Annotated in this window: 26 protein-coding genes and 1 pseudogene; 19 read left to right on the forward strand and 8 right to left on the reverse strand. The window is 70.5% G+C overall.

The genetic code is table 11. The annotated features are described in order from the left end of the window. The first annotated feature begins 4 nt into the window (after window positions 1–4). The 3 genes from ACZ4XD_RS32810 (at window position 5) to ACZ4XD_RS32820 (ending at window position 2,130) form a co-directional block, all read left to right on the forward strand. Window positions 5–703, forward strand: coding sequence for a hypothetical protein (locus ACZ4XD_RS32810; RefSeq protein WP_468048158.1), 699 nt, complete (start codon window positions 5–7; stop codon window positions 701–703). Between the two features lie 219 nt (window positions 704–922). Continuing rightward, the gene (locus tag ACZ4XD_RS32815; protein WP_468048160.1) at window positions 923–1,693 is read left to right on the forward strand and encodes a hypothetical protein; all 771 of its coding nucleotides are present in this window, start codon (window positions 923–925) and stop codon (window positions 1,691–1,693) included. A 308-nt stretch (window positions 1,694–2,001) separates the two neighbouring features. Next, window positions 2,002–2,130 (forward strand): hypothetical protein, encoded by a 129-nt coding sequence (locus ACZ4XD_RS32820; protein WP_468048162.1) that lies wholly within the window; start codon window positions 2,002–2,004, stop codon window positions 2,128–2,130. Between the two features lie 929 nt (window positions 2,131–3,059). Here the strand turns inward: ACZ4XD_RS32820 and ACZ4XD_RS32825 are convergent. Further along, window positions 3,060–4,964: a UvrD-helicase domain-containing protein gene (locus tag ACZ4XD_RS32825; RefSeq protein WP_468048164.1), complete on the reverse strand. Its 1,905-nt coding sequence runs from the start codon at window positions 4,962–4,964 to the stop codon at window positions 3,060–3,062. Then, window positions 4,961–6,841, reverse strand: a complete 1,881-nt coding sequence (locus ACZ4XD_RS32830) for an ATP-dependent nuclease (RefSeq protein WP_468048166.1) — start codon at window positions 6,839–6,841, stop codon at window positions 4,961–4,963. Before ACZ4XD_RS32830 ends, ACZ4XD_RS32825 begins: the two co-directional genes overlap by 4 nt. A 1,112-nt stretch (window positions 6,842–7,953) precedes the next feature. Between ACZ4XD_RS32830 and ACZ4XD_RS32835 the strand changes: the two genes are divergently transcribed. From ACZ4XD_RS32835 to ACZ4XD_RS32845, 3 genes and pseudogenes are all read left to right on the forward strand, one after another. Next, window positions 7,954–8,928 (forward strand): hypothetical protein, encoded by a 975-nt coding sequence (locus ACZ4XD_RS32835; RefSeq protein ID WP_468048168.1) that lies wholly within the window; start codon window positions 7,954–7,956, stop codon window positions 8,926–8,928. Between the two features lie 89 nt (window positions 8,929–9,017). Beyond that, a complete protein-coding gene (locus ACZ4XD_RS32840) occupies window positions 9,018–9,677 on the forward strand; it encodes a hypothetical protein (protein WP_468048170.1) in 660 nt (219 codons plus the stop codon). 107 nt (window positions 9,678–9,784) lie between these two features. Next, a pseudogene (locus ACZ4XD_RS32845) lies at window positions 9,785–11,567 on the forward strand (type IV secretory system conjugative DNA transfer family protein). 62 nt (window positions 11,568–11,629) lie between these two features. Here ACZ4XD_RS32845 and ACZ4XD_RS32850 read toward each other — a convergent pair. Further along, window positions 11,630–11,782 (reverse strand): hypothetical protein, encoded by a 153-nt coding sequence (locus ACZ4XD_RS32850; RefSeq protein ID WP_468048172.1) that lies wholly within the window; start codon window positions 11,780–11,782, stop codon window positions 11,630–11,632. Window positions 11,783–11,817: 35 nt separating this feature from the next. On the opposite strand from ACZ4XD_RS32850, the gene ACZ4XD_RS32855 reads away from it, so the two are divergent. The 9 genes from ACZ4XD_RS32855 to ACZ4XD_RS32895 all read left to right on the forward strand — a co-directional run bounded on the left by ACZ4XD_RS32855 (window position 11,818) and on the right by ACZ4XD_RS32895 (window position 18,657). Beyond that, window positions 11,818–12,984: a DnaB-like helicase N-terminal domain-containing protein gene (locus tag ACZ4XD_RS32855; protein ID WP_468048174.1), complete on the forward strand. Its 1,167-nt coding sequence runs from the start codon at window positions 11,818–11,820 to the stop codon at window positions 12,982–12,984. Window positions 12,985–13,024: 40 nt separating this feature from the next. Further along, window positions 13,025–13,540: a hypothetical protein gene (locus ACZ4XD_RS32860; protein WP_468048176.1), complete on the forward strand. Its 516-nt coding sequence runs from the start codon at window positions 13,025–13,027 to the stop codon at window positions 13,538–13,540. Window positions 13,541–14,176: 636 nt separating this feature from the next. After that, window positions 14,177–14,848 (forward strand): DUF4913 domain-containing protein, encoded by a 672-nt coding sequence (locus tag ACZ4XD_RS32865; protein ID WP_468048178.1) that lies wholly within the window; start codon window positions 14,177–14,179, stop codon window positions 14,846–14,848. Then, window positions 14,845–15,318 (forward strand): hypothetical protein, encoded by a 474-nt coding sequence (locus ACZ4XD_RS32870; RefSeq protein WP_468048180.1) that lies wholly within the window; start codon window positions 14,845–14,847, stop codon window positions 15,316–15,318. The genes ACZ4XD_RS32865 and ACZ4XD_RS32870 overlap by 4 nt, the downstream gene beginning before the upstream one ends. Next, window positions 15,315–15,983, forward strand: a complete 669-nt coding sequence (locus ACZ4XD_RS32875; protein WP_468048182.1) for a hypothetical protein — start codon at window positions 15,315–15,317, stop codon at window positions 15,981–15,983. Before ACZ4XD_RS32870 ends, ACZ4XD_RS32875 begins: the two co-directional genes overlap by 4 nt. Before the next feature lie 216 nt (window positions 15,984–16,199). Then, the gene (locus ACZ4XD_RS32880) at window positions 16,200–17,042 is read left to right on the forward strand and encodes a winged helix-turn-helix transcriptional regulator (RefSeq protein WP_468048184.1); all 843 of its coding nucleotides are present in this window, start codon (window positions 16,200–16,202) and stop codon (window positions 17,040–17,042) included. 112 nt (window positions 17,043–17,154) lie between these two features. Next, window positions 17,155–18,102 carry an SPDY domain-containing protein gene (locus ACZ4XD_RS32885; RefSeq protein ID WP_468048186.1) on the forward strand — a complete coding sequence of 316 codons (948 nt, stop codon included), beginning with the start codon at window positions 17,155–17,157 and terminating at the stop codon, window positions 18,100–18,102. 67 nt (window positions 18,103–18,169) lie between these two features. Next, a complete protein-coding gene (locus ACZ4XD_RS32890; protein WP_468048188.1) occupies window positions 18,170–18,367 on the forward strand; it encodes a hypothetical protein in 198 nt (65 codons plus the stop codon). Then, complete coding sequence (locus tag ACZ4XD_RS32895; protein ID WP_468048190.1) at window positions 18,334–18,657, forward strand: hypothetical protein; 324 nt, start codon at window positions 18,334–18,336, stop codon at window positions 18,655–18,657. The genes ACZ4XD_RS32890 and ACZ4XD_RS32895 overlap by 34 nt, the downstream gene beginning before the upstream one ends. 9 nt (window positions 18,658–18,666) lie before the next feature. On the opposite strand, the gene ACZ4XD_RS32900 is transcribed toward ACZ4XD_RS32895, so the two are convergent. Then, window positions 18,667–18,930: a hypothetical protein gene (locus ACZ4XD_RS32900; RefSeq protein ID WP_468048192.1), complete on the reverse strand. Its 264-nt coding sequence runs from the start codon at window positions 18,928–18,930 to the stop codon at window positions 18,667–18,669. A 219-nt stretch (window positions 18,931–19,149) separates the two neighbouring features. Between ACZ4XD_RS32900 and ACZ4XD_RS32905 the strand changes: the two genes are divergently transcribed. From ACZ4XD_RS32905 to ACZ4XD_RS32920, 4 genes are all read left to right on the forward strand, one after another. Continuing rightward, window positions 19,150–19,497, forward strand: a complete 348-nt coding sequence (locus ACZ4XD_RS32905) for an SPDY domain-containing protein (RefSeq protein ID WP_468048194.1) — start codon at window positions 19,150–19,152, stop codon at window positions 19,495–19,497. Window positions 19,498–19,606: 109 nt separating this feature from the next. Next, complete coding sequence (locus ACZ4XD_RS32910) at window positions 19,607–19,738, forward strand: hypothetical protein (RefSeq protein ID WP_468048196.1); 132 nt, start codon at window positions 19,607–19,609, stop codon at window positions 19,736–19,738. A 106-nt stretch (window positions 19,739–19,844) separates the two neighbouring features. Continuing rightward, window positions 19,845–20,057, forward strand: coding sequence for a hypothetical protein (locus ACZ4XD_RS32915; RefSeq protein ID WP_468048198.1), 213 nt, complete (start codon window positions 19,845–19,847; stop codon window positions 20,055–20,057). A 79-nt stretch (window positions 20,058–20,136) separates the two neighbouring features. Beyond that, window positions 20,137–20,466, forward strand: coding sequence for an esterase (locus ACZ4XD_RS32920; protein ID WP_468048200.1), 330 nt, complete (start codon window positions 20,137–20,139; stop codon window positions 20,464–20,466). Window positions 20,467–20,648: 182 nt separating this feature from the next. On the opposite strand, the gene ACZ4XD_RS32925 is transcribed toward ACZ4XD_RS32920, so the two are convergent. The 4 genes from ACZ4XD_RS32925 to ACZ4XD_RS32940 all read right to left on the reverse strand — a co-directional run bounded on the left by ACZ4XD_RS32925 (window position 20,649) and on the right by ACZ4XD_RS32940 (window position 23,797). Next, the gene (locus ACZ4XD_RS32925) at window positions 20,649–21,053 is read right to left on the reverse strand and encodes a hypothetical protein (RefSeq protein WP_468048202.1); all 405 of its coding nucleotides are present in this window, start codon (window positions 21,051–21,053) and stop codon (window positions 20,649–20,651) included. Window positions 21,054–21,141: 88 nt separating this feature from the next. After that, window positions 21,142–22,908, reverse strand: a complete 1,767-nt coding sequence (locus ACZ4XD_RS32930; protein ID WP_468048204.1) for a relaxase/mobilization nuclease domain-containing protein — start codon at window positions 22,906–22,908, stop codon at window positions 21,142–21,144. Next, the gene (locus ACZ4XD_RS32935) at window positions 22,908–23,576 is read right to left on the reverse strand and encodes a plasmid mobilization protein (RefSeq protein WP_468048206.1); all 669 of its coding nucleotides are present in this window, start codon (window positions 23,574–23,576) and stop codon (window positions 22,908–22,910) included. Before ACZ4XD_RS32935 ends, ACZ4XD_RS32930 begins: the two co-directional genes overlap by 1 nt. Then, window positions 23,573–23,797 (reverse strand): hypothetical protein, encoded by a 225-nt coding sequence (locus ACZ4XD_RS32940; RefSeq protein ID WP_468048208.1) that lies wholly within the window; start codon window positions 23,795–23,797, stop codon window positions 23,573–23,575. The genes ACZ4XD_RS32935 and ACZ4XD_RS32940 overlap by 4 nt, the downstream gene beginning before the upstream one ends. Window positions 23,798–23,879: the final 82 nt, after the last annotated feature.

The following is a 23,879-nucleotide window of genomic DNA, read 5'->3' on the forward strand; positions in this document are numbered from 1 at the left end:
GATCATGTCCACCTCTTCCAGTTCTCCCGCATCGGCTGCGAACCGGTCACCGGCGATCACCGATCACCTGGCGTGGCGACGGCACGTCCCGGCGCTGGCCTCGGCCGCTGCCGGCATCGAGCGGGCGTCCGACGCCTGGGACGCAGTCTCGGGCTCGTTCTGCGACCACGACGGCTGGTCCATCGACAAAGAGGGCTATGCGAACGGCATGGCGAAACGCGACTCCGAAGCGTGGCAGCACGTCGAGGTCTTCCTCGCCCACGGTCCCGAGGTGCTGGCCGGTGTCCGCGCCACCGCCAGCGGTGCCGACTACGTCGAGGGGCTGATCAGCGAAGACCTCCGACGGCTGCACGGGATCGACACCACGCTGGAGCGAGCAGGCCGGCTCCAGCACGAGTGGGACCAGATCATGGCGCTCATGGACGCCTCCCTTCCGGGCTCGCGGAAGATCTACGAGAGCCGAGCGGAGCGAATGCGAAATGCCGACGGCTGGCCGTACGCGGACGAGCTGTCATTCCAGGGTCCAGCGCTGGTTCGAGCTGCCGACTACCTTGCGAGCCGGGCGGATTCCGATCAGCCCTCGCAGACCGAACGTGCACGGGTGGCCCTCGCTCGATCCACCGCCGGCAACCGCGGGGCCCCACCCGCTTCGCCCTCTGCACCCCCGGCGCCGACTCCGATGACCCCAGGTCGTTCCCGCTGACGCGCGTATCACCGACTTGCGGCGCGGCCAAACCGGCCGATCCCCGGATCCTCATCTCAACGCGGCCGGATAGCTCTCGGCCTGCCAGCGGCTTCGGCCGCGCCCCTCGCTGCCGCCCGGCCCTCATTCCTTCTTCGGAGTACCCCATGTCCCGCACCAGCAGAACCATCCCGGCCCTCGACCGCCCCTCTGTACGAGCCAGCACCGGATGGATCCGCTATGCCCGCCCCCGATCACGATTCGCTTCCCGATGTCGCATTCGGCCGTCACCCCGACTACGGCATCGTCGCCGCGAACCCGAAGCACCTTGCGGCCAGCGCGTGGATGCTGAACGGGTTCGGCTTCCTCCCCGTCCCAGGTCACCCGAAGCTCTACGCACTGGCCGATCAACAGCGTGACGGACAGGTGCGCGTCTCCCAGGCCGTCGCGCTGCTGCGCAAGGCCGGCTACCAGGTCGACGTGGATGCAGCGTTCGACCCCTCACTGGCCCCCGAAGCGGCTCCTGCCCGTGACCGGCCATCGCTGATCGAACCCGACGTCGCGTTCGCCGAGCATCCGCAGCTCGGCATCGTCGCGGCCACCGATGACCGCTCCCGCGCGCTCGGCGGTCGGCTCCTGGAAGAGCACGGCTGGCGGCACGACCAGGCCCTGGACATCTACACGCTGCCCATCACCATCGACCGCAGCGACGCCCTGGGGAAGGTCGCCAACGCGACGGTGTCGATGCACCGATCCGGTCTCCAGGTCGCGGCCCAGCCCGCCCTCGCTCAGGACGCAGCAACGCGCCGCCTCCCGACGCCCGCAACGGCGGCGAACCACGGGCGCGACCAGGGCTTCACCACCCGCGCATCCCCCATCAGCGCCGCCGCGCTCGCCGCCGGCCCAGCCCGTGCCGGCCTCCCGGGCACGGCGCCAGTTCCCCAACCCGCCACCTCTGCTGCGGCGGCCAGGCCGGTCGACCCGCGCATCGCCTTCTCCCGCACCCGCTGAACCCAACTCCCGTAAGAAACAGTTCCCATGGCCGTGAAGACCATCTGGCAGATCACCCACCGCCCTGCGGCCACCAAGCCAAGCGCGACCTGTCCGACCGGGCGGCCGACCGTCGCGCTGGTTTCGCCGAGTGGCTCTCCAAGCAGGCGTGCACCGACTGCTGGCGGGCCTCCAAGGAGGACGACGAGCAGGACAAGGCCACCTGGCTGAAGGCCAAGCGGGCCGAAGAGCAGGCCAAATCCGAAGCCTGGTCGCAGCGGTACCGGAGGCCGCCTCTGGAGGGGACCGAGCGAGCCGTCGCCTGGGGTGTGTGCTGTCGCCATCAGGTCCTGGCCGCCGCCTACACCACCCTGGTCCTCGAAGGCGCGACCAGCGAGACGGAGTGGGAGGAGATCGAGGAGGCCGCTCGCACCGTCACCCGCGCCAGGTGGTGGTAGACCAGCGCTCCTCCGAGCCCGACGACCTCGCCGAGCTGCTCCAGGCCGCAACCAAGGTCGACCGGTCGACCGAGAACCCCCACTTCTGACCGCCCGGTGTCCCGCTGCGGCGGCACACCGACTCCACTTGCCGGCGTACTCGCGTATATGCAGAGGTGTGTACGGATGAACGTGCAGAGCAAGTAGCCGCCGCTGCGCTCACTGCCATGCGAGAGGAGGGGACGGTGGGCCTTCGTTACCTCAATCAGACCGGCTGGACCGCCATCTTCAATGGGACCGAAACCGAGACCGGCCGCATGGTGCGGGTGGAGGCATGGGACCCGGCAACTGGAACGGCATTTGTGGTCGACCCGAAGCTAGGAGCTATGCGTCCCGCCACGGCCTACGAAGGCTTCTCCCACCTTGAGAAGGCCGACCAGGTCGTAGCGGCAGTGCCTGGTGGCGGGCGACGGCGGGCCCACTGGAAAGACGCGGGCCGGGGGAATGCCGCGCCCCGGAACGGGTACTCGCGTGGTTGATCGACTCGCAGGGCCGGGCACCGGCCATCACGATCGACGCGCATGGGCATGGGCATGGGCATGGGCATGTTGACGATGCCGCAGTGGCGACGCCTTCATTCCCCCGGGCGAGGAGCTGGGTCACGATTGAGCCCCCGGATCAGGCGACTTTCCGTCTCACACTCGATGGCTTTGAGGCGGTTCTTCAGCAGGTGGCTGGGACCGTTGATGGCGACCCGTCCGGCCCGTGGGTGTCCTGCTTTCTGGTCGTCGAACCTCCGGCGCTCGCAGGCGCGTGCTGCGCGCGCCGGAGTCTTCATCCTCACGCCGCTGCCGGGTACGGGGCCGCCAACCAGCGGGCTCAACCCCCAAGGTGACGGAGACGCTCTCCAGCCAGCGGGCGGGACGGTTCCGCCGGGACGGATGCAGGGGTCAGTGCTCGGTGAGGTCCCGGACGTCCCAGCCCGCGTCGATCATCACCTCCGCGTACCGCTTGCCGCGGTCGCGGTGGGCGGCGAGCACCAGCAGGTGGGTGGGGCGCGTCGCCCCGACGAAGACGAGCTGCACAGCGGCCTGGATACTCTTCAGCTCCCGCTGGGGGTCGCTTCCCTCCGCGACCATGCGGAGCGCCTCGGTCACGTCGAACTTCTTGCCGTTCTTCTCAAGGCACTCCAGGATCAGCGTCGCCGCATGGGTCTCGCCCTTCGCGCTCTGAATGGTCCCGGGTACGGCCCGCACCGCCGGCACTGCTGCGGAGCTCCTGGGGACGTCACCCGCTGCTGCGGCCGCCTCGGCCGCGGGGGTGAACTCCAGGCCGACGGCCTTCAGCGGCCGGTCGGCGAGCAGCTTCATCTGGACGGTCAGCTGCTCGGTGATCATGCCCCAGCCCGCCTCGTCGAACGCGGCTCCGTGGACGAGGAGTTCGCGCAGCAGGATCCGCACCCTGCCGCCGGGGGTCGCCGCAGACCTCTCGAGGCGACCCAGCGCCGGTAGCCCTTCGCCGGTCAGGGGCGTAAAGGACGCGCGCAGGGCGTTCCACAACTCGGTGGCCGCTTCGTGGCTGTCCGCGCCGGACCTCCACTGGGTCCCTGCCGCGCGGGCCGCGTCGATCAGGGCGCGGTGGGCCGTCGGGCGGCCGGGCGGGGTGTAGCCGGGCACGTAGCAGGAGATCGACTGCGGGTAAGCCTGGGAGCCTCCCCGGCCCTGCCGCGCGCCCAACACACGCGGCGGACGCCTGAGGAGGACGTCCTCGGGGACGATCACGGCGGCCATGCGTTCGAAGGTCGGCACGACGTCGGTCGCTGTGGCCTCGTCGAACAGCAGGACCGCCACCTGGCCGTCGGGGCCGGCTCCATGGACTTGCTGGGGGCGCCGGACGGCCAGGCGGCTGGCCACTGCTGCGATCTGCGGTCCGAAGCGGCGGCTAACTGGCAGCTCCGCGGCGCCGGACAGCGGAAACGCCGAGGCGGGTCCGCTCATGGCGCCGGCGTCACTGTAGATGCCCTGGTTGGTGTCGCCTACCCGCTGCACCACAGTGGGCGAGGAGGCGAAGACGAGGTCTAGCAGTTCGTGCTGGGTGGCGCTGGTGTCCTGCATCTCGTCGAGGAGAAGGAACGGGAAGCGCGCGGAGACGGCCGGGACGATGCCGGGGTGCTCGGTGAGGTACTGCTGGGCGATGGCATACATGTCCTGGTAGCGGAAGACGCCTCGACGGGCCAGAGTCCACTTGAGGCTGGACAACTGCTTGCCGCTGGTTGTCTCGGCGCGGAAGGGGGGTTCCCTGGTCGCACCGGTGACAACGAGTTCGCCGTCCTTGTAGGTGAACGTCGCCCCGGTGACGATGCCGGTGCCGTCGCGCTGGCGTTCCACGTAGCTGCGCAGGGTGGAGTACTTGGGGTGTTGCAGGAGCCGGATTGCTGCGGTCTCGAAGGCCGCGTCGTCGACGGACCGGACCTCGACGCCTTTGGCCCGCACGGCCGGCAACGCGAGGAAAGTGTGCACGAAAGACTGGATGGTGCCGATGAAGTGCGGGTAGCGCAGCAGGCTCCGCCCCGCAGCAAGGGAGGCCACCCGGTCGGCTATCTCGTTCTTGGCCGTGTTGGTGTGGGACAGCACGCACACCCCGCACGTCACAGAGGTCCATGCGTCGGCCATGAGCGCGAGCTTGAGCCCGATCAAGGTGGTCTTGCCCGACCCCGGGGCGGCCTGGAGGTCCTGTGTGGTCTCGCTCTGCAGGAAGTCCCACTGCTCGGCGTCGAGCGGGTCGAGTCCGAGGAGCTTCACCATGGCCTCCACTTTGTGCGTGGCGAAGGCATCGGGCAGGCAGGTGCCGGTCACGGGGCCACCTCGCCGCACAGGTGCTTGAAGGCGTCGACCAGATAAGGTGGGACGTCGCTCTCCGTCAGCGAGGTGGAGGCGAGGAGCTCCGCGGCGAACTGCGCGGTGATCGACTTGCTGGCGCTGTTGAGCTTGAGCGGTCTGTAGATCTTCAGGGCAGCCTGTTCCAGAGTGAGGTCCTGGCCTTCCCACTCGTCGACATCCTTGTCGGCCCGGGCGATGACCTGATCGGTCTTGGCGGAATCCGGCCAGCACCGTTCTGCAACGGATGCGAGCTTGACCGCGCGGTGCATCAGCCTGGCCATGGTCCAGGAGGTGACGGCGAGGTCGTACTCCAGCGTCCACCAGTTCGACACGAACGTCTTCACCGGCCCGCCGTCGTCGCTGGCGAGTTCCGCGACGTGCGCGGCGATCTCCTGCTCCGTCATCTCGTCCCAGCACTTCAGGCCGCCGCGCATCTCCTCCGAGGTGCCGGCGGGGACGAGGTCGCGGTCGCGGATGCAGGCGACGGGGACGGGGATCTGCTCGCCGGAGCGCTGGAAGACGCGGCTGTACCGGAACAGGCCGACGTGGCCGACGTTGACCACGCTGACGCCGTGCTCGTTGAAGGGCATGCCCAGGGCGGCGGCGAGAGCGGGCAGGAAGATCGCCTCGGCGTCGCCCTCGACCATCGCCAGGCCCCGGGCGAAGAACATGTTGGCCTTGGTGACGTCCAGAAACCGAGTCAGGAACGCGTAGTCCTCGCCAGTCAGGCGCGTGATACCGCGCCGCAGCGGGAAGGTGCGGCCCCGGACGACGAGGGTCAGGAACTCGACGGACGTCGACGAGGCGAGGTTGGGGCTGTGGGTGGTGAGGATGACCTGGACCGGGGCCCTGCCGCCTTCCTGCGGCCCCTGGGCCTTGTCGCGAAGCAGGTCCATGATCCGGGTCTGGAGTTGGGGGTGGAGGTGCGCCTCGGGCTCCTCGATCAGCAGCAGGGGCGCCAGTTCGCTCTTGCCCAGCAGGAGGAGCTCGGCGGCCATGAACAAGGCATTGTTGTATCCGAGCCCGCGGCGCGTCCACTCGTCGGACTCAGCGAAGAGATTCAGTTCGAGCCGTTCCAGCGCGCGGGCCAGCGTCGCGTCGGTGGCGACGCTGATCTTGGCACGCAGGACGTCGTCGCCGATGGCGAACCGCTGCAGGTAAGCCGAGTTGATGTCCTGGCTCACAACAGAGACGGCATCGTTGCATCGGATGTCGTGCTCAGCGCGGCGCAGGATCCCCACCAGAGTGGACGGAGGCTCGTCGCCCTCGGGGTCGTAGTCATCGTTACCCTGGTGCTTCATCGCCGGGTAGCCGGCGAGGATCTGGGACAGCCGTGATCCGCGGCCCGAGCGCAGTTCAGCCTCCGCGTCGCGAAGGGGGCGCAGGTAGGTAGCGCGCAGGAGTTCGCGTGCGGCGCCGTCCAGGGCGGGGCCGTTGCCGTCCGGTCCAGTCCGGGTGGTGACCGAGACCCGGTTCCGGACCGGGTCCATCCGCTGGGCCTTGAACGTCACGCAGAGCCAGGCGGCGCCGCCGCGGTCGTGGGTGAGCAGTTCCAGGAAGACCGCCTGCTCCTCGGTCGACAGGGCGGTGAACCCGCACACGATGGTGAAGGTCTCCGCCCGCCCGTCCTTCCCGAGGTGGAAGTCATCCTGGGAGACCCGGTAGTAGTCCGTCGCCGCGGTCTGAAGGCACAGCCGGATCGCGTCGATGATCGCCGTCTTCCCGCTGTCGTTCTCGCCGACGAGCACGTTCGTCCCGGCCGTGAACGACAGGTCCAGCGACGCGTCCGTCTCGCCTTCGCTCTGCGCCGCGGCTCCGAAGACCCGGAAGTTCTCGACCCGAAGACGCGCCAAGTACATAGATTCCCCCGCCGACGGGGCCGCGCCGCCCTCTTCTCCGGGAAGGAGTCCCCCGGGCTGCGCGGCCCGTGATCGATATTTCCGGAATCCTAAGCTCTCCGGGGCCGCCGCCCGGGAGAATCCGGCAACTCTTTACGTTCATCGGTACGCGGCTGGGCGCGTTCACGTGTAGCCGACACCACTCTCCACGCCCGAGACCTGGATACCCCATGCCCAAGTACCCCTGCACTGCGATGTCCGGCGCACAGAAAGCACCACGGATCTAACCGCCTCCACAGCAACGATCCAGGCTTCGCCCCCTACCTGCACCGCGTGGTCCCCGGAGCTGACCGCCCAGGAGACCATCGTCCTGCCTCACCTGGCATCGATGCTCGACGAGCCGATCGCGCTGCGGAAACCGCGGCCGGCCACGCCGCGGCCCGACGGCTGACCTGGCACTGCTCCATCCGCAACACCACCGACGTGGAACTCGACGACGATGACTGGTTCGGCTGACGCGCGAGGTCCTCGACGCCACGGGCATCGAGCCGGACGCCGGCCCGGCGGCCTGCCGGTGGGTGGCCATGCGCAACCAGGCCGACGGGCTCGACATCGTCATCCGGCAGGACAGCCGCTGGGCCCGGTTTGCACCACGACGCTCACTTCGCCCGCGCCGCCTGCGCGAACTTCACCCACGACCACGGCTTGGACACCCCGGCGTGAGTGGCGGCATCTACCAGCATTCTCCGGCCGGGCCAAATCGCGGATTGTGCCGATCCTCTTTCCCACGCCCGATCCCCCGGGTTCCTGTTCGCCCTTCCCGAGGTAGACGCCGCGATGATCCCCCAGCTACACCGTGCCAGCAGCACCTCCGACGTACTCACGTACCTGCACAGGCCGGGCAAGGGCGACAACCACACCAACCCCCGGTCGATCGCTGGCGACGTCCACGGGCCCTCGATCGAACAGCTCGCCGGGCCCGACTCGTTGCCCGACTTGGTTCACGCCCTCGATGAGCCCGTCGAACGTCTGGGGGCCCGCGCACCCAAGCAGCCGGCTCGGTCCGCTCCGACAGTCGTCGGCCGGAGCTTGCCGACTCGCAGTGGGCCGCTGTGGCCCGTCGCCTGGTGGCCGCCGCCGGGATCGCTCCGGAGGGTGATCCGGTCGCCTGCCGGTGGGTCGTCGTGCGCAACCAGCCCCGGCAGTGGTACCTCGTGGCCACGCTCGCTCGTGAGGACGGCAGCGTTCACAACGCCTACCGCGACGCCTTCCGCCTGTACAGGGAGTGCCATGTCCTCTCCGGCGAGATGGGCCACCGGCTCACCGAGCCATACCCGAAACTCCACGCCCAGGAGACCAACGTGCCTGTCCCTCCGATCACCATCGCCCACGAGTTCAGCGGCAGCATCGTGGCAAAGGGTGCCAACGACGAGCTCTCCGCCAGCCTCCTCAAGCACGCCGGCTTCCAACTGACGAGGACTGGTATGGCCGACGCCATCGCGTTCCCACCACCACCCCGGTCACCGACAAAGTCGCCATCGCCACCCACGCGGCCGAAATGCTCCGCGCTGCCCGCTACGTCGTCGATCTCTCTCCCTCTCTGGACCGGCCCAGATGAGCTCCCCGGCGCAGCCCCTCGGGTCCTATGCCGTCGGGGCGAGCTTCTCCAGATCACGGAGCGGATCAGGGCGGCCGAGCACGGCGACGCCCTTGAGCGAGCGGTCGACCACCTCTTTCATCCCGAGTACGGCGCGCTGGAGTGCGTCCGGGAAGCGCTGGAAGCCGCAGGCGAGCACATCAACGACCTCGACGACGAAGCGCACCAGCTCGCCAACCGATTCGGCATCGCCGCAGAATTTGTCAGCTCGGCGCAGTCGGAGCTTGTCAGCTTGGACGCTGAGTTGCGTCGGGTGCGCCCCGGGCAGCACCCCCGGATCGAAACACGTTGGCGCTCTCCTAAATTCACCGACTCACGAGGCGCCACTTGCGCCACATCGCCCGCAGCGGCCAAGGCCAAGGTTTCCTCGACCCGCGGCGCCGGGACGACGGGCTCCAGCACGGCTGCACGCCCGGCACCCGTCCCCGAGCCTCGGACGCGGTGACGCGGTCCGTCCATCCGGCCGGGAGCAGGCAGCCGCGCGCCCCGCCGGCCCGCCGGCCCGCAAGTCCAGCACATCGACCGAGGAGCACCGTGCCCGAGTTCTACCCGAGCATCGGCGAGGCCGTCGGCGTCGCGATGCAGCACAACATCCAGCTCGCCCATGGCACCGAGACGTCGGGCTCCGACAAGCCACTGCTGGTCCGTTACCTGCCTCATCCGACCGCCGACGCGCACTCCGTGCCCGGGATGATCGCCCGAGTCACCGAGACCGCAATGCCCGAAGAAGTCGCCGGAGTCATCGAGGAGGTCAACGGGGCGCCTCTCGGGGCCCTGCCTCAGCTGATCGAACTCGTCGCTGCCACTGCCGACTGGACCCGCGCCCGCCTGGCGTTCGACGACCCGCACCACCACCCCGCCTTCGACATCTGGACGCGGCTGGCCGCCGCTCACGGCATGCTCCGGGACGTTCAGGAGCAGTTGGAGATCGCTGCGGACGGGATCGCCGCGTGTCCTGCCGAGCGCATCGACCCCAGGCACCACGAGATGGTCAACGTCCTTCTGACGCGGGAGCTGCTCGGCGACGTCCTCGGTCCCGGCGCGCCACCCGCCGACCGGAATCCAGAGACGGACCAACAGCGCGCTGCCCGCACCTCGTCGCCACAGGCCACCGCCCAACGATCAGCGCCCTCGACCAGTACCGCGGAGGGGCGGGCGAGCACTCCGCCTCCCCGCGCCCCCCGCACCCCATAGCCCCGACGGCCCGCTGCCTCGGAGAGGAACCGCCCCGATGACCAGCAGAAGAGCGCCGTGCTCCCCGCCCCATCTATCGCCTGCGCTCACTCCCAGGAACCACCCTCATGCCCGCACCGCGTACCAGCGCGCCTTCGACCACCACCGGGTCGGACGCGCTCCTCTACCTCCTCTTCGGCATACTCGGCCTCGCGTTCACCTTCGGTTCGCTTGCCTGGTTGACCGGCAACATCATCAACTTCGCCCTTGGCAGCGGGCCTTGGACCCCGTTTGCGGTCACCGACGCGCTACTTCGCCCCGAGGCGCTGTGGCCGCACCTGGGCCCGACGGCCCTGCTGGTCGGCGCGCGAATCATCCCCGGCCTGCTGTCCGTCTGCCTCGCCGTCCTCGGCCTGGTGCTGTGGGTGCGGCTGCGTGGCGGCGCACAGAACGGTCTGGCCGGGAAGGCCGACCTCGCCCCGCTGCTGGACAAGCAGATCACAGCCAAGGCCAGGAGCCTGCGGCCGTCCCTGAGCGGCCGGGAGTGTAAAAGAGGTCGCTCCCGCCGACCGCGGCGTCCTGCTCGGCACCCTCTCCCGGGGGCGGGCCAGGGTCCGCGCGTCCTGGGAGGACGTGATCGTCGCGATCATGGCTCCGCGCAGCGGTAAGACCTCCACACTGGCCATCCCCGCGATCCTCGCGGCGCCCGGCCCGGTCCTGCTCACCAGCAACAAGGCGGCCAACGACGCTTTCACTGCGACGGTGGACGCGCGCGCCGAGGTCGGCACGATCTGGGTCCTCGACCCCCAGCAGATCGCCCACCACCCGCGCGAGATGTGGTGGGACATCCTGGCCGACGCCCGCGACCTGGCCGGGGCGAAGCGACTGGCCGGACACTTCGTCGCCGCGAGCGTGGACGAGTCGAACGGCACCGACTTCTGGTCCACCGCCGCGAGCAACACCCTCGGTGCCCTGTTCCTGGCGGCCGCCAGCCACCGGCGGCCGATCACCGACGTCCTGGCCTGGCTCGCCTCGCCCGCCGACCGCACCCCGGTGGACCTACTCACCGAGGCCGGCCACGAAGCGGTCGCCGCCCAGCTCCAGGGAACCGTCTCCGGCGCGACCGAGACCCGCGACGGCATCTTCGAGACGGCGAGGCAGTACGCGAGCTGCCTGCTCGACCCGGAGGTCGCTGCCTGGGTCACCCCCAGCCCGGACCTTCCCGAGTTCAAGCCCGCTCGCTTCGCCACCTCCCGCGACACGCTGTACCTGCTCAGCAAAGACGGCGGCGGCAGCGCGAGCGCGATCATCGCCGCTGCGGCCGACGCCGTGATGCGCGCCGCGGTGGTCGTCGCCGAGCGCTCCGGCGGACGGCTCGACCCGCCCGCCCTGTGCGTGCTCGACGAGGCCGCCAACGTCTGCAAAATTTCTGATCTCCCGGACCTGTACAGCCACTTGGGCTCCCGGGGCGTGATCCCGATGACGATCCTGCAGTCCTACCGTCAGGGGCAGCGGTGCTGGGGCGATGCCGGGATGGACGCTCTCTGGTCCGCCGCCACGATCAAGATCGTCGGGTCCGGTGTCGATGACGCCGACTTCGCCGACCGCATCAGCAGGCAGGCCGGTGATCACGAGGTCCAGACCACGTCGGTGTCGATGAGCGACGGCGGCAAGTCCACCACGGTGAGCATGCGTACCGAGCGGATTCTGCCACCCGATGCGATCCGTGCCCTCCCCAAGGGCAAGGCGCTGCTCCTGGCCACCGGCATGCGAGTTGCCATGCTCGACCTGAAGCCCTGGTACAAGGAGCGCTTCACCAAGGCGATCGGTCCGGCCTCGGTCCGCGCGACGAAGGCCATCACCGAACGGGCCCAGGCCAAGACCCGTGACGGCTTCGGGCAGGCGGCATGAGTGCCCTCGCGTCCTCGCCCGGTCCCCTCCTGTCCTCGGCGCGCTCCGAACGCCTCGCGCAATCACCGGCCGTCCGGCGCGACGGCCGGTGGTGGCTGGTCGCCGCGTCCGGCTCCGTCGGCCTCACGGACCCGGTGTTCACCGGCCAACTGCACCGCTTCGCCACCGCGATGGCGGCGGCTGACCGCGCCGTCGCCGGTCTCCTCGTTCTGCAAGACCAGCCTCCGGCCCGTACTGGCGGGAGGCGGCGATGAGCCCGCTGTTGGAAGCCGAGCAGGCGGTGCTCGGCGCGGTTCTGCTCGACCCCGGCCAGCTTCGACAGCTGGGCTGGCTCGCCCCTGAGCATTTCCACCGCCCTGTAAACCGGGCCCTGTTCGCGGCGATGCGCAAGCTGCATGCCGACCGCCACCCGGCATCGGCGGCCGAGCGTGCTGTGCCGCTGTCGTGGGTGACCGATGTGGTGGAAGAGGCAGGACGGCACGTCCGAGGGTTGACCGCGTCGTACGCCCACACCGTGATCTCCGCCTGTCCGCGCCCCGGACATGCTCCCGTGTACGGGCGCATGGTGCTGGAGGGCGCGATCCACCGCAGCGTCACCGCGCACGCGATCCGCCTGCACCAGGCTGCCCGCGCGGACGCGATGCAAGGAGAGGTCGAGGGAGCGCTGCGCTGCGCGGACGTGCTCCGCGAAGTGCTCAACGATCTCGCGCGACGCTGGGGCAGCGAACCACGCCCGGTCGCCCCTGGCACCCCGCCGGCACCCGGTCCGCCCGCCCCGCCGCCCAGTTGGGCAAACCAGGTCGCCGAGGACGAGCAGATCCTTCTCGGCGTCCTGGCCGAGCGGCCGAAAAGCATGGACGAGGTGGTCGGCTGGCTGCGGCCCGATGACTTCGTCGACCCCGCCCGCGGGGAGATCTACCGCTGTCTCGGCGCACTGCACCACCGGGGCGAACCCATCGACCGGATCACCCTGCTCTGGGAGGCCCAGCGACGCGGCCTGCTGGCCAACGGCACACTGTCGCCCAACCAGATCGCCACCATCTGCGACGGCGTGGGCCCTGGCAGCGCCGAATGGCTCGGCGAGCAGGTAATGCGCTCCTCCGTCACCCGCACCGCAGCCGCCTCCGCCCGTTCCATCCGAGCGCTGGCGGAGGACGAGGCCCTGGCCCCAGGGCGGCTCATCAACCATGCCCTCAACGCGCTCGGTCCACTCGACGAAGTGCGCACCCGCTGGCAGGCCGCGAACGGCCGCCCCGCTCCGACACCCTCAGCTCCTTCGCCGAACGGGCCTCCCCCTGCGCAGGTGCATGCCGCCCGCGCCCGCAGCACGCCACGCCCGGTCTCGCCGCCGATGCCCCGTCCTGGCTCTGCACCCAGCCCAGCCGTCGTGCGACCGCCCTCTCGTGGCCACGGCTGAAGCTCCCTGAACGTTGCTCGTCCTCTTCATTGGATTCACCGTGACCAACACCCCCGTATCCGACGCCCTGGCCCTGCGTGCCACGGCCTCAGCCTTCGATGCCCAGCGCGGCAAACTGCCGGTACCCGGAGACCCCCACCGCTCGCCGGACAGCGTCGCCGTCGCCAGGCGTATCTCCGAACTCGGACAAATGATGACCGACTTGGGCGACGAGATCCTCTTCCGTGCCGCCAGCCAGGACCGGGAGGCCCACACTGCGCGGGTCATCACCAGCTTCGCCGCCGCTGTCGGCCCTGTCGGCGAGGCGGCTTCCGCTCTCGGGTCAGTGGCCCATCAGCTCTCCTTCCTGGACCAGACCGAGCACCTCCGCGACCAGCCCGACGCCCGAGAAGTGGCCACACTGGTGATAGGGGACACGCTCGGCGTGGCGGACATAGCCCTACGCGACGCCGCCGACTCCCTTCACGCCGCTTCGGCGACGGTTTCGCCGCCCTCCGTGCGGCTTCAGGCCGCCCGCAGCCGTTCCACAACCGCAGCTCCCTCTCAGAGAGGATGAGCGGGGGCCACGGGCCGAACCTGGCGGACGAGGTGGAGTGGCTTCTCCTGCCGACCCCGAAGGCGTCGGACGGGATCAAGGGGGCGCCCAACCAGCGGCACGGCAACGGGACTTGAGCCTGCCGAGTGCAGCGGCAGCGCTGCTGCCCACACCAGGGGCCAGCAACACGGGCACTCCGGGCCGCCGCCCCGGCAAGGGGTGGCGGCCTCCCTTGTCGGCGGTGGTCCTGCCGCTCTGGACGGACTCGGCTCCGGGAGCCGAGGAGCAGACCGGCGATGGGGCGCATACGCAGCCGTCATCACCCGATGGGAGACACTCACCCGCCCCGCGCCCCGAGCCCTCCGACACGGGCGGTCGGCCCCGTGCCGACTTCGTCGAGTGGATGCAGAGCCTCGATGACGGCTGGGTCACCGCCCCCCGGGGCTCGGACGCCCGGCTCAGCTCACCGCGCTCGGCAACGGCGTTGTTCCCCAACAGGCGGCACGAGCCCGTGCAGTTGCTGGCATCCCCTTCCCGCGGTGCCCGCGCTGCACGGCCGTGTAGCGCCCCACTACCGGGTTTTTCCGGCCGGGCCAAACCGCGGATTCTCCGCATCCTCTGGGGCATGTCGCCGTCTCACAGATGGAGCAAGCCCCGATGTCCGATATCAGCCCGACCACCCCCGACTCGGAGCCGTTCCGAGTCCCCGACGGGGACCTCGACGACCTCGCCAGCACCCTCGCCAAGACCATGGCCGAGGTCAGGCAGCACGGCGTCATCCTCGACCGCCTCGGCTCCGAGCCCGATCCCGCACCCGCTGCCGGCCACCCCACGGACGACGCTCCGGAAGTCGAGGCGGCGGACCCTGAGCGGGCAAACGAACCCACCTCGGTGTTCATCCTCGCCTTGGGCGGGGAGGCATACGCCGTCGAACTCGCCGCCCTCACCGACTGGGTGAACCACCTCTTTCTCCCCGTGTACGGCAGGGAGGTCAGCACGAATCGTCCGTGGTGCGCGCAGTGGCACGAACACCCCGAGGCCGTCGCCCGACTGCACGCCCTCTGGCTGGCCTGGCAGCAGTTCACTGATGCGGAGGCTGGCCTGTCCGGTCCTTCGACCTGGCACCGCGACCACCTGGACCAGGCCCTGGTTCACCTCCGTGCCCCCGACGGCCCCTTCGGCGCGTGCACAACGAGCCCCATCCGCCCCAACCATCGCGTGCTGGCCACCCCCGCGCCCGAGCAGGCTGGGGCTGGCGGCATGAGCGACGTACGCGACACGCCGCCGGCAGAAACGGTCCACCGGCCGAACCCCGGGAGGCCGATGTGAGCCGCGCCCGCTTCGCCTTCGCCGCGCATCCCGACGCCATCGCAGATCTACGACAACTTCCGGACGAAATTCGTGACTTGGCGCTGCTGGAACTGCAGAACCTGGTCCACGGAAGTGACGACTGCCTGCCGTTGAAGGGCCGTCTCGCAGGTTTCCACAAGGTCTACGTCGACCGTTCCGTCTCCTACCGGATGGTCATCCAGTTCCGCGCGGCGCCGCCGACCTCGGACCACAAGCGCGAGGTCTATCTCGTTGCCGCCGGAAGCCGGCAGGACTACGCGGTCTACCGCTCTGCCCACCTCCGCACCGGACTCCGGCAGGACCCCGGGACGATCTCCGCCACCGAGGCTCGGGTGCAGGCCGCCCGTTCCCGCTCTTCCCTCGTGGCCGACCGGTCGACGAATGCCCCCGCAACTCCAGAAGCAGCCCGACCCGCGGCCGCTGCCCCCCGAAAGGCCGCCCAGCGATGACCGCCGAACGTACCCCTCTGCCCCGTACCGAACTGGCGGAACTTCTCACCGACGCCGCGCAGAGCGTCTCCGGAATCCTCACCGCCGAATACCCGACGGCCGCCAACCGCTCCTACCTACACCCCGTGCTGGGCGCGCTCTCCGCCGGGCCCCGGGTAGCCTGCGAGCTGAACGACCGGCTCGAAGGATTCGTGGCCGACGAGCCGCGCCCCGCCACACCGGCGGGCCTCTTCACCCTGGCCTCCTACGCCGCAGCGCTGGGGTGGCTCACCGAGTCCCTCGCCGAGCTGACCACCTCGGTCGACCAGATCTGCACGCGCGCGGGCATCCCCGCAGAGCCCCAGGACCCGGCCGTCGCTGCACCCAGCGGTGCCGATCGGGACGGCGAGTTCGACTTCGCCTTCAGTGCGCTGGAGGTGGCGGCGATCCGCACCGCTGCCGAGGCCGCCGGCCTCGCACCGGGCGACTACGTCGAGGTGCTCTCCGAGTCGCTGCTCGCAGCCTCCCGAATCACCGACGCCTGCATGGAGATCTCCAGCGGCCTGCTCGAAGACGCCGCGTACGTCCGCGGCGCGGCGTCCGATCACGTCTGGATCGGTGACGGCCCAGACAGCCTGCCCACCCTGGTGCGTTCGCTGCTTGCCCGGCTGGAGTCGGCCGGGTGAACCCCCATGACCCGCCCTGTTGACCATCGCCCGGTAGGTCGCCGTCGTGCTGTAGCGCTCACCGCGAGGCGCTGCGCTGGGGCCGGCGCGACTGCGGCATCCGCGTCAGCAACCGCCACCTCGGCATGGCGCTCCAGAGGCTCCGTGCTGAGCCCGCCCCGCCGCTCGGCCGCCCAGCGCACACCTAACCCCCTTCTCCCTAACGGAGTTCGCCCCATGTCTCCCCCCATACGTCCCTCTGCCCGCTCCATCGGTTCGGTCGATGCCCAGCGCGTCGAGGACGCGCTGGCCCTGATAGCGCCGAAGTGGACTACCTGGACAGCGCAGACCCTGGCACAACAAGGCAGCCCCATGCGCGTTCGCGACGTCTCCGCCAGGCTCCCCTTCATCAGCGAGCAACTCGTCGCCAAGCGGCTGGCCGCGATGCACACGGACGGGCTGATCACCCGCGCCGGCTACCGCCACGGGGCGCCGTACCAACTCAGCGCACTCGGCGAGTCGCTGGCTCCGGTGCACCGCGCATTGTCGGACTGGTCCCACGCCCACCTGCCGCTCGGCAAGGTGGCCGGAGCCGAACGGGTCGAAGACGCCGTGCGGCGTCTGCACCTTCGGCATTCGACCGCCGTGATCCAGCTCCTCGACACGCATGGCCCCATGCGGTTCGTCCACATCGCCAAGGAGGCCGGTCTGGACAACGGCTACACCCGGCATCGACTCAACCGACTCCAGGCCGACGGCCTCGTCACCCGCACAGGCCCGCGCCACGGCGCCCCCTACGCCCTGACCGTTGCCGGGCGTGCCCTGGGCCCCTTCTACGCGACCGTCTCACATTGGAGCAACCCCGCCGCCACATGGAGGAACTCGTCGACTCCGATGCCCGTCGCAAAGGCCACACGGACCCACGCCAGCGTCCCGCTGGGGTCGGACGGCGGCCGGACCGCGGCGGCCCTGCGCCGGAGCGCCGCCGCGCCGAGTTCCCTCTTCAGCCACGCCCCGCAGCCGCAACCACGGGTGCCGGCGGCCGTGACCACCCAGTCAGCCCCAGGTCGGGGTCGGTGACCGATGACGCTGAGAGCCAGCCGCCTCTCCCCCGTTGACCGGCGCCCGCGTGCAGTCCAGTAGTCCGTTCCGCTGCACGCGGGCGCGTTCTCCCCCACCCGGAGCTTCGACTATGAGCACCCGCACTGCCTACGATCCGCATCTCCACCAAGGGGTACGGGTCAGCCCCATGTACCTGGCCGGCTCCGACGGAACCGGGGATGCCGGCTTCGCCCCCGTGGCCCACTGGCCGCACCACTACCTCGACGATGGGCCTTGTCAGCTCCTCGTCACCTCGCCCGACCAGCGGATCCGGATCGGCTGGTTCGGCGATGACTTCGAGCTGTGGAAGATCAGCGCGGCCACGGAGGCCGCCTCCGCAACCCGCTGGACGGCCACCTTCAACCACGTCACCCCGGCCGAGATCGTCGCCGGCCTCACCACCGCCCTGGCCCACGACCACGCCGAGGCCGACACCTACGACAGCAACGGACGCTTCCTGGCGTACCCGTCGATCTACTGGTCAGACGCCGTTCGGCCGCTGACCGACGCCGGCTGGAAACGCGGCGTCCCCACCAAGCCCGGCACCGTTGAGATCGTCGCCCCCGACGGCCAGGCCGGCGCCGTAATCGACAGGCGCAGCTACGGCCCGGACGACGAGACCGTCACCTTGTGGGCCGGTCCACCGGGTTGGGGCACTCGGGCGGAAGCGGTGTTCACCGCCCGCACCCCGTCCCATCTGATCGCCGCGACCGCGGCCGTCATGGCGGATTCGGCCCCGGTGATCCGTGAACGGCACCAGATCGACCGACGGATGGAGCACCTGGTCACGCTGACCCCGGCTGCGCCGGCCGCCGACCCCTCGGTCTCCCGCGCTCCGACCCCGCTCGACGTGCGGCGCACCGCTGTCACCCAGGCTGTCCGCCGCGCCGCATGCGCACCGCGGACTGCCGCAGACCTCCGCGTCATGGCCGCCCGCAGTCGCACTGCGAGTTCGACACGGACCGGGGCGCCCAGCCCTGAGCCCGCAGCCGTGGCCAAGCCACTGCTCAGCCCGTCGGCTCCTCGCCGCAGCCGCTGACTCCCGGCCCGCACCGTCCGGGACCTCGCCCAGGCTGAACAGCACCTCCGAATACGGGAGTTCCGCCATGCCCGACGCCACCGCACTCGACCAGGCCACCGCCATGATCGAGAAAGCCTGGCGCCGTCCGATCGAAGCCCTGGAAACCCTCTCGGCCCGCCGCCCCGGCGACGACCGCTCCTGCGTGCGGCCCTGCACATCCGCTCGGCCCTGGTCATCACCACCACCGCGGTGGCCGTCCACCAGGACCGGCTGCACGCCCTGACCCGGCCCGGTCACGTCCCGGCTTTCTACGACCTGGAACGGGTCACCAGCTCAGCGACGGACCTTCGAATCGCCCAAGCGGAGAGCCGTTCCTTCCGACAGGCGCTCGGCCACATGATCGAAGCGCGTGAAGCCGCCGCGACCGCGGACCGGGCACCGGCCGTCCGGCTTGCCCAGGCCGCTGTCGCCCGCTCCGGGCACTCCCCGCCCACCCTGGGCCAGTTGCCCGAACAGCCCGCTCCTTCGCCCGCTGTCGGCCCGTCGGCGGCCGGACGGGGGCCGCACCGCTGAGCGGTCCGGTCAGGCGAGGTCTTCGTCGCAGTGGGCGTCCGCGATGCGGGAGTCCACCGCGCGGGCCAGGTCCTCCACCGTCAACTCGACGCGATGCCCCTCCGCGATCCGGTCCTCCAGCACGTCCTCGTCCCGCCGCCCGTCGGACTGCGTACCGACGGGCCACTGGCCGTCGGCGACCATCGCGATGTCACCCACCGTCCAAGGCCGCTCGGCGGCACGGATCTTGCGTTCCAACCCGGCTCCGTCCCAGTGTCCGCTCGGCTCCCCCACTCCTGCTCCCCCTTCGGTTCCGTGCGACCCGTTGCCACAACCCTGTTCGGACAACCGCGTCCACCGATCCATTCCCGGGCCACCGGCCATCTGCCGAAGGCCGCCAGTTCGCCCACGGCAGACGCCACTTGCCGGGAACGGACTACGCACTTCGGCACACCGCATGTCAACGTACGGGTATTGGGAAAAACCGCAGGTCAACGAAGGGACCGTGCAACCGTGAACGCCTCCACCACCCTCCTTCCCGCCGTCGTCCGCCCCACCGTGGAAGACCGCCGCTGGCTCTCCTCCGACCACTGCGCCAGCCCGGTGCTCGAACTCCTCGACAACCTCGGCTGGGCACTCGTCGACACCCCGGAGGCCAACGTCCACGCGATAAGCCCGGACGGCCGGGTCTACGTCGGCTGGCTCCCCGAGGCCCCCACCGCCTGGAAGCGCAACATCGCCTGGCAGATCCGGGTGCAGCCCATCGACGGCGAGCCGTGGGTGCCGGAGTTTGGCCACCACACCCCCTCCCAAGGCGTCGCCGGATTCATCGCCGCCCTCGTCGCCCACTCCTCCCGCTGAACCACTGTGCGGGCCGGTGGCGGCCGGCCCGGTTCACCGGCACTTGTCCGGGGCCAGACCTTGCCGGACCGGCCCATTTCCCCCTTGGCCGAAAGGGCACGCACTGCACATGACCATCTACTCCGACGACTTGGTCCGGATCACGCACTGGGCCACCGGCCTGAGCGCCTGCGCGTTCGGCGTCTACGACGCTTTCGCTGGTTCCGGCTCGGATGTGCACGGCCTCGTCATGACCTACTGAGGGGCGGTGCTGGCGTACACCACAGGCAGCTTCCAGGACTACCTGCGTCTCAACGATTCCTGACATCCCCCGGCTCCGCCGTCCCGCACCACTCTCGGAGGTTCCCGTGCCCCATTGCCTGACCGTCGGCCACCTGCTCCGCCAGTTCCAGAACATCGACCCCAGTCTTCCGGTCCGGCTCGCCATCAACCCGGACTTTCCCTTCGCCCACTACATGGGGACCGAGGTCGTCGTCCGGGACGGCAAGGCGTTCATCGCCGAGGACGGACAGGAGGACTACCTCCCGCCCCCGGTCAGCGATGCCCTCGCCTGGGCCTGACCACACTCCGGAGGCTCCTATCTCGTCTCGATCCCGCCCGTCCCACGTCCTTCCGCTGCACGGCCTCGCCGTGCGCCCCATGCCGAACGGGGTACGCGGCGCGCTGGTCCAGCGCGTCTCCGCCCGGCTCGACGGACCGCTCGACGTCACCTGGCTCTCCGCCGAATCCCCGAGAATCGCCCTTGGCCGCATTCGCCTGCGCTGGGAGCCCGCCTCCCTCGCAGGGTGGGACGTCACCGCCCACCTGGGCCTGGCCACCGCCGAGGTGCATCTCGCCTCCTGGCCTGCTGCCCCGGACGACTGGACGCGCCTGGTCCGCCCGACGCTCCACGAGGTGCTCGGTCTGAGCGCCGCCCTCGCGGTCGCAACCGCAGCCCTCGACCTCTCGAATCGCCTCGCCCAGGTCTGACCGAAACCGCAGAAGGCCGCTCCGCGCCGATCAGGCAGGGGCGGCCTTGCCGTACGTCCGGCCGCGTTGCGTCTTCCGAGGTGGGCTGCCGAAGAACGCCAACCGCAGCTGCCCGGCCTACAACGCCGAGGAGCGCCACCGACATGTTGGTGGCGCTCCTCGGCGTTTGGTACTTCGCTCGTCTACTGCAGGTAGGTGCCGGCGAAGACCCCGTCGAAGCCGAGCGCGGCGAGGCCCTGCTCGACGCTGGGATAGGTGGTCCCGTCCGGGATGGCGATCAGGGCGTCGAAGTCGGTGCGGCTGATCTCGGGTTCGAGCCACTGGTTGCTGCACCGGCAGACGATCCAGACGTTGCGGCCGTGGTTGATGAGCAGCCAGTCGCGCCGGGCGCGGCAGGCCGAGCACCGTACGGGGATCCCGCGCAGGGCCAGCTCGGCCGGGTGGCTGAGGCAGCGCGTCGCGCCGGGACCGCTGGGCGGCTGCATCTCGTGCTCAAGTTGCAGCAGGGGATCGGGGCCGGCAGGGAGGGTGGGCAGCACGGGCGCCGGCTCTGCGGTGCGGTCGGTGGTTCTGAGCACGAGCGTCATCTCCCGATTGAGTCCTTCTGGTTCATCCGTAACAGCCGGGGAACCGGCTGTCCAGGGGTTTCGTGGTGATCGCCCTGCCGGTCAGTGGTCAGCGGCGCGGGGGTCGGGTGCGCGGGTCGGTGCCGGGGCGCGCTGCCGCCGTGGGGGCCGTCCGGTTGCTGGTGCGGTCGTTGGCCGAGGTCTTGGGCTGATGGGTTCCGGCCTGCGGGTGAGGAGTCGCTTCTCCCGGGTGTGCGGGGAGCTGGGCGAGGCGGCGCAGGCGCCAGACCAGGACGTCGTTCACGTCCTCGGCGGTGTCGAGTTCGCGCATGGCGATGGCTTGTTGCAGGAGGGTCTTGGTGTCGTGGCCCGCCTGTTCGGCCTGGGCGAGGGTGGCGGCCAGGGCATCAGTCTTCGGCGTGCCGTCTGCTCGTAGCGCCTGCTGCGGCAGGGCTGCGCGGATGGTGGCCTCGTGGGTTCGGCGTACGGCTTCGGGGAGGGCGCGGCCTTGGTCGCGCAGTGCTCGCATGGGTGTGGCGGCGGCCTGGCGGTAGGCGGTTCGCAGGTGCTCGGCGGTCTGTCGGGAGGCGTGGGCCTGCTGGGCGTGGCCGCGGGCGGAGTGCCAGCGGGCGGCGGCGAGGGTGACCAGGACCAGGGTCGAGACGAGCATGGCGGTGGTGCCGCCGTCTTCGCCCCGGCCGAGTGCGCTTCCGGCCTGGATGATGCCCCGGGCAGCCGAGCGGATCGCCCGGGTGTCGGCGCGCTCCGCTCGGACGTGGCTGCGGGTCGCCCGCTCGAATTCTCGGGCGGCGGCAGCCAGCTCGGCGCGGGTGGCGGCCGGGGAGGTCTGGGCGACCGCATCCAGGAGTTCTCCGACGCCGACGAGCTGGGCGGCGGCTTCGTCGCCGCCGTCGAGGAGGACGGCGGCACGCTCAGCGATGCCGGCGGCGCTCCGCCGTGCCCTGGCGGGCGGGGACCAGTCCGGTCGGCCGCTGGTGGCAGCCGACGACGTCGTCTGGTCGACCGTGTCGTCGCCGAGTCGGAGGCGGATCTTCGGCAGGGACAGGTCGGGGGCGAGCTTGGAGCCGGGGAACCAGATCGGCTCACGGTGGTGGTTGCGGTCGCCGGGGAGTGCCACGTTGTAGCCGAGCGCGTCACCGGACGGGGCGGTCCGTACCTTCACGCGCAGCCCGGCCTCGCGCAGCCGGGTGAAGAACTCCTCTTCGGTGGCCGCTCCGGCGAGAGCCTGCCGGACGGCTTCGCGCAGCGTCTCGCGCGAGGGCTCAGGTCGCCCGGTGCGCTCGGCCTTGAAGCGTTCGGCGCTGGTGGGCGCCTTGGAGCCGGTGCCGTCGCCCGGATTGAGGCGGCGCAGGTTCCACTCCTTCTCGATGCGGCGGCATTCGGCCTGGGCCTTCTTGAAGTCGTAGTTCATCCGGGGGCGGCGCAGGTCGCCTCGGACCATGGTGGCCAGGATGTGGATGTGGTCGTCCGCGTGGCGTACTGCGATCCAGCGGCAGCCGTCCGGGTCGCCCTCGGGGGCGATCCCGGTTGCCGCGACCAGGCGTCGGGCGACGGTGTTCCACTCGGCATCGGTCAGCATCCGGTCGCCGGGGTCGGTGCGGACCGAGCAGTGCCACACGTGCTTGGCGGGCGCGCGGTCGCCTGCCTGTTTGACCCGGAGGTCGAGGGTGGCGGCGAGGCGGGCGAGGGTGACCTTGGGGTCCGGGTCAGGGCTGGTGTCGCGGCCCGGGTCGGGGGCGAAGCCGTCCCAGCTCCCAACAAGGTGAGGATCGACGTGCTCGTCGCGTTTGCCGGGGCCGTAGAGGTAGACGAGCAGGCCGTGGGTGCGTGAACCTCGGCGGATCTTGGGGACCATCAGAGTCGCTTCTTCACCAGGGTGTTGGCCGTGTCGTCGATGCAGGGCAGCAGACGAGTCAAGGCCGCGAGGGCGTAATCGAGTTCGCCGGGCCGGGGTTGCCCCCCGGCGTTGTAGACGAAGGCGATCTGGTTGATGTTGTTGCCGACCCGGGCCAGGGCGGTGCGCAGGGCGGCAAGCTCGTCTATGGCGGCGTCGAGCTGCTCGTTGGAGTGCAGGGTGGTGGAACCGCGGGCGGCGGCGAGGCCGGCGGCTGCGATGAATCGGGCAACGGTGACGCCGCGTTGCGCGGCAGCGGTGACGATCTCGGCGTGCTCGGTGCCGGAGAGGCGGGTGGTCGTCTTGCGGGTGCGCTCGCTCGGGTTGCGGCTGCGGCGGCGCGGTGCTCGATCGGGGAAGGCGGGCGTGCTCGGGCTCGGCTGCTCGCGGTGGTCGGCGCGGTCGGCTTCTCCCCCGGTGACCGGCGCCCCCTGGTGCCGGTTGCCCGGTTGGCCCCCGTGCGCCCTCGCTCGGGAACCAACCGGGCCTCCCCCGCCCTCCTGGGCGGGGGCAAGTGTGTGCGACGGGCCATAGGACCGTCGTATGCGACAACTTGCTCCGCCAGGAACCGTCGTGGGCTCACGCTGCTGTCCGGCCGTGGTGACCACCGGGTCGTTGGCGGTTGTCACCGGCTCGTCTCCGGATCCTGCTGATGGATTTCGCGGACGAGGTCCTCGATCCAGTCCATGGCCAGGACCGGGTGGTGCAGGGTCCAGGGGCGGCTGTGGCGCTCTCGTTGCACGGTCCAGGTGGTGTCGGGGCCGGACTGGGCGCGGTGGAGGTGGCCGCGTTGGTGCAGGACGGTCAGCCAGGAATCGACCTCGGCAGGTGTGGCCGGGTGAGTGCGCATGGGATGTTCTCCGCTTCGTTTCGCCAGGGCGTGGGGTTGTGTCCGGGGGCGGGTGACCGGCCGAGGCATCCGGCTCGGCCAC

The organism is Streptomyces sp. NPDC029466, assembly GCF_055574515.1.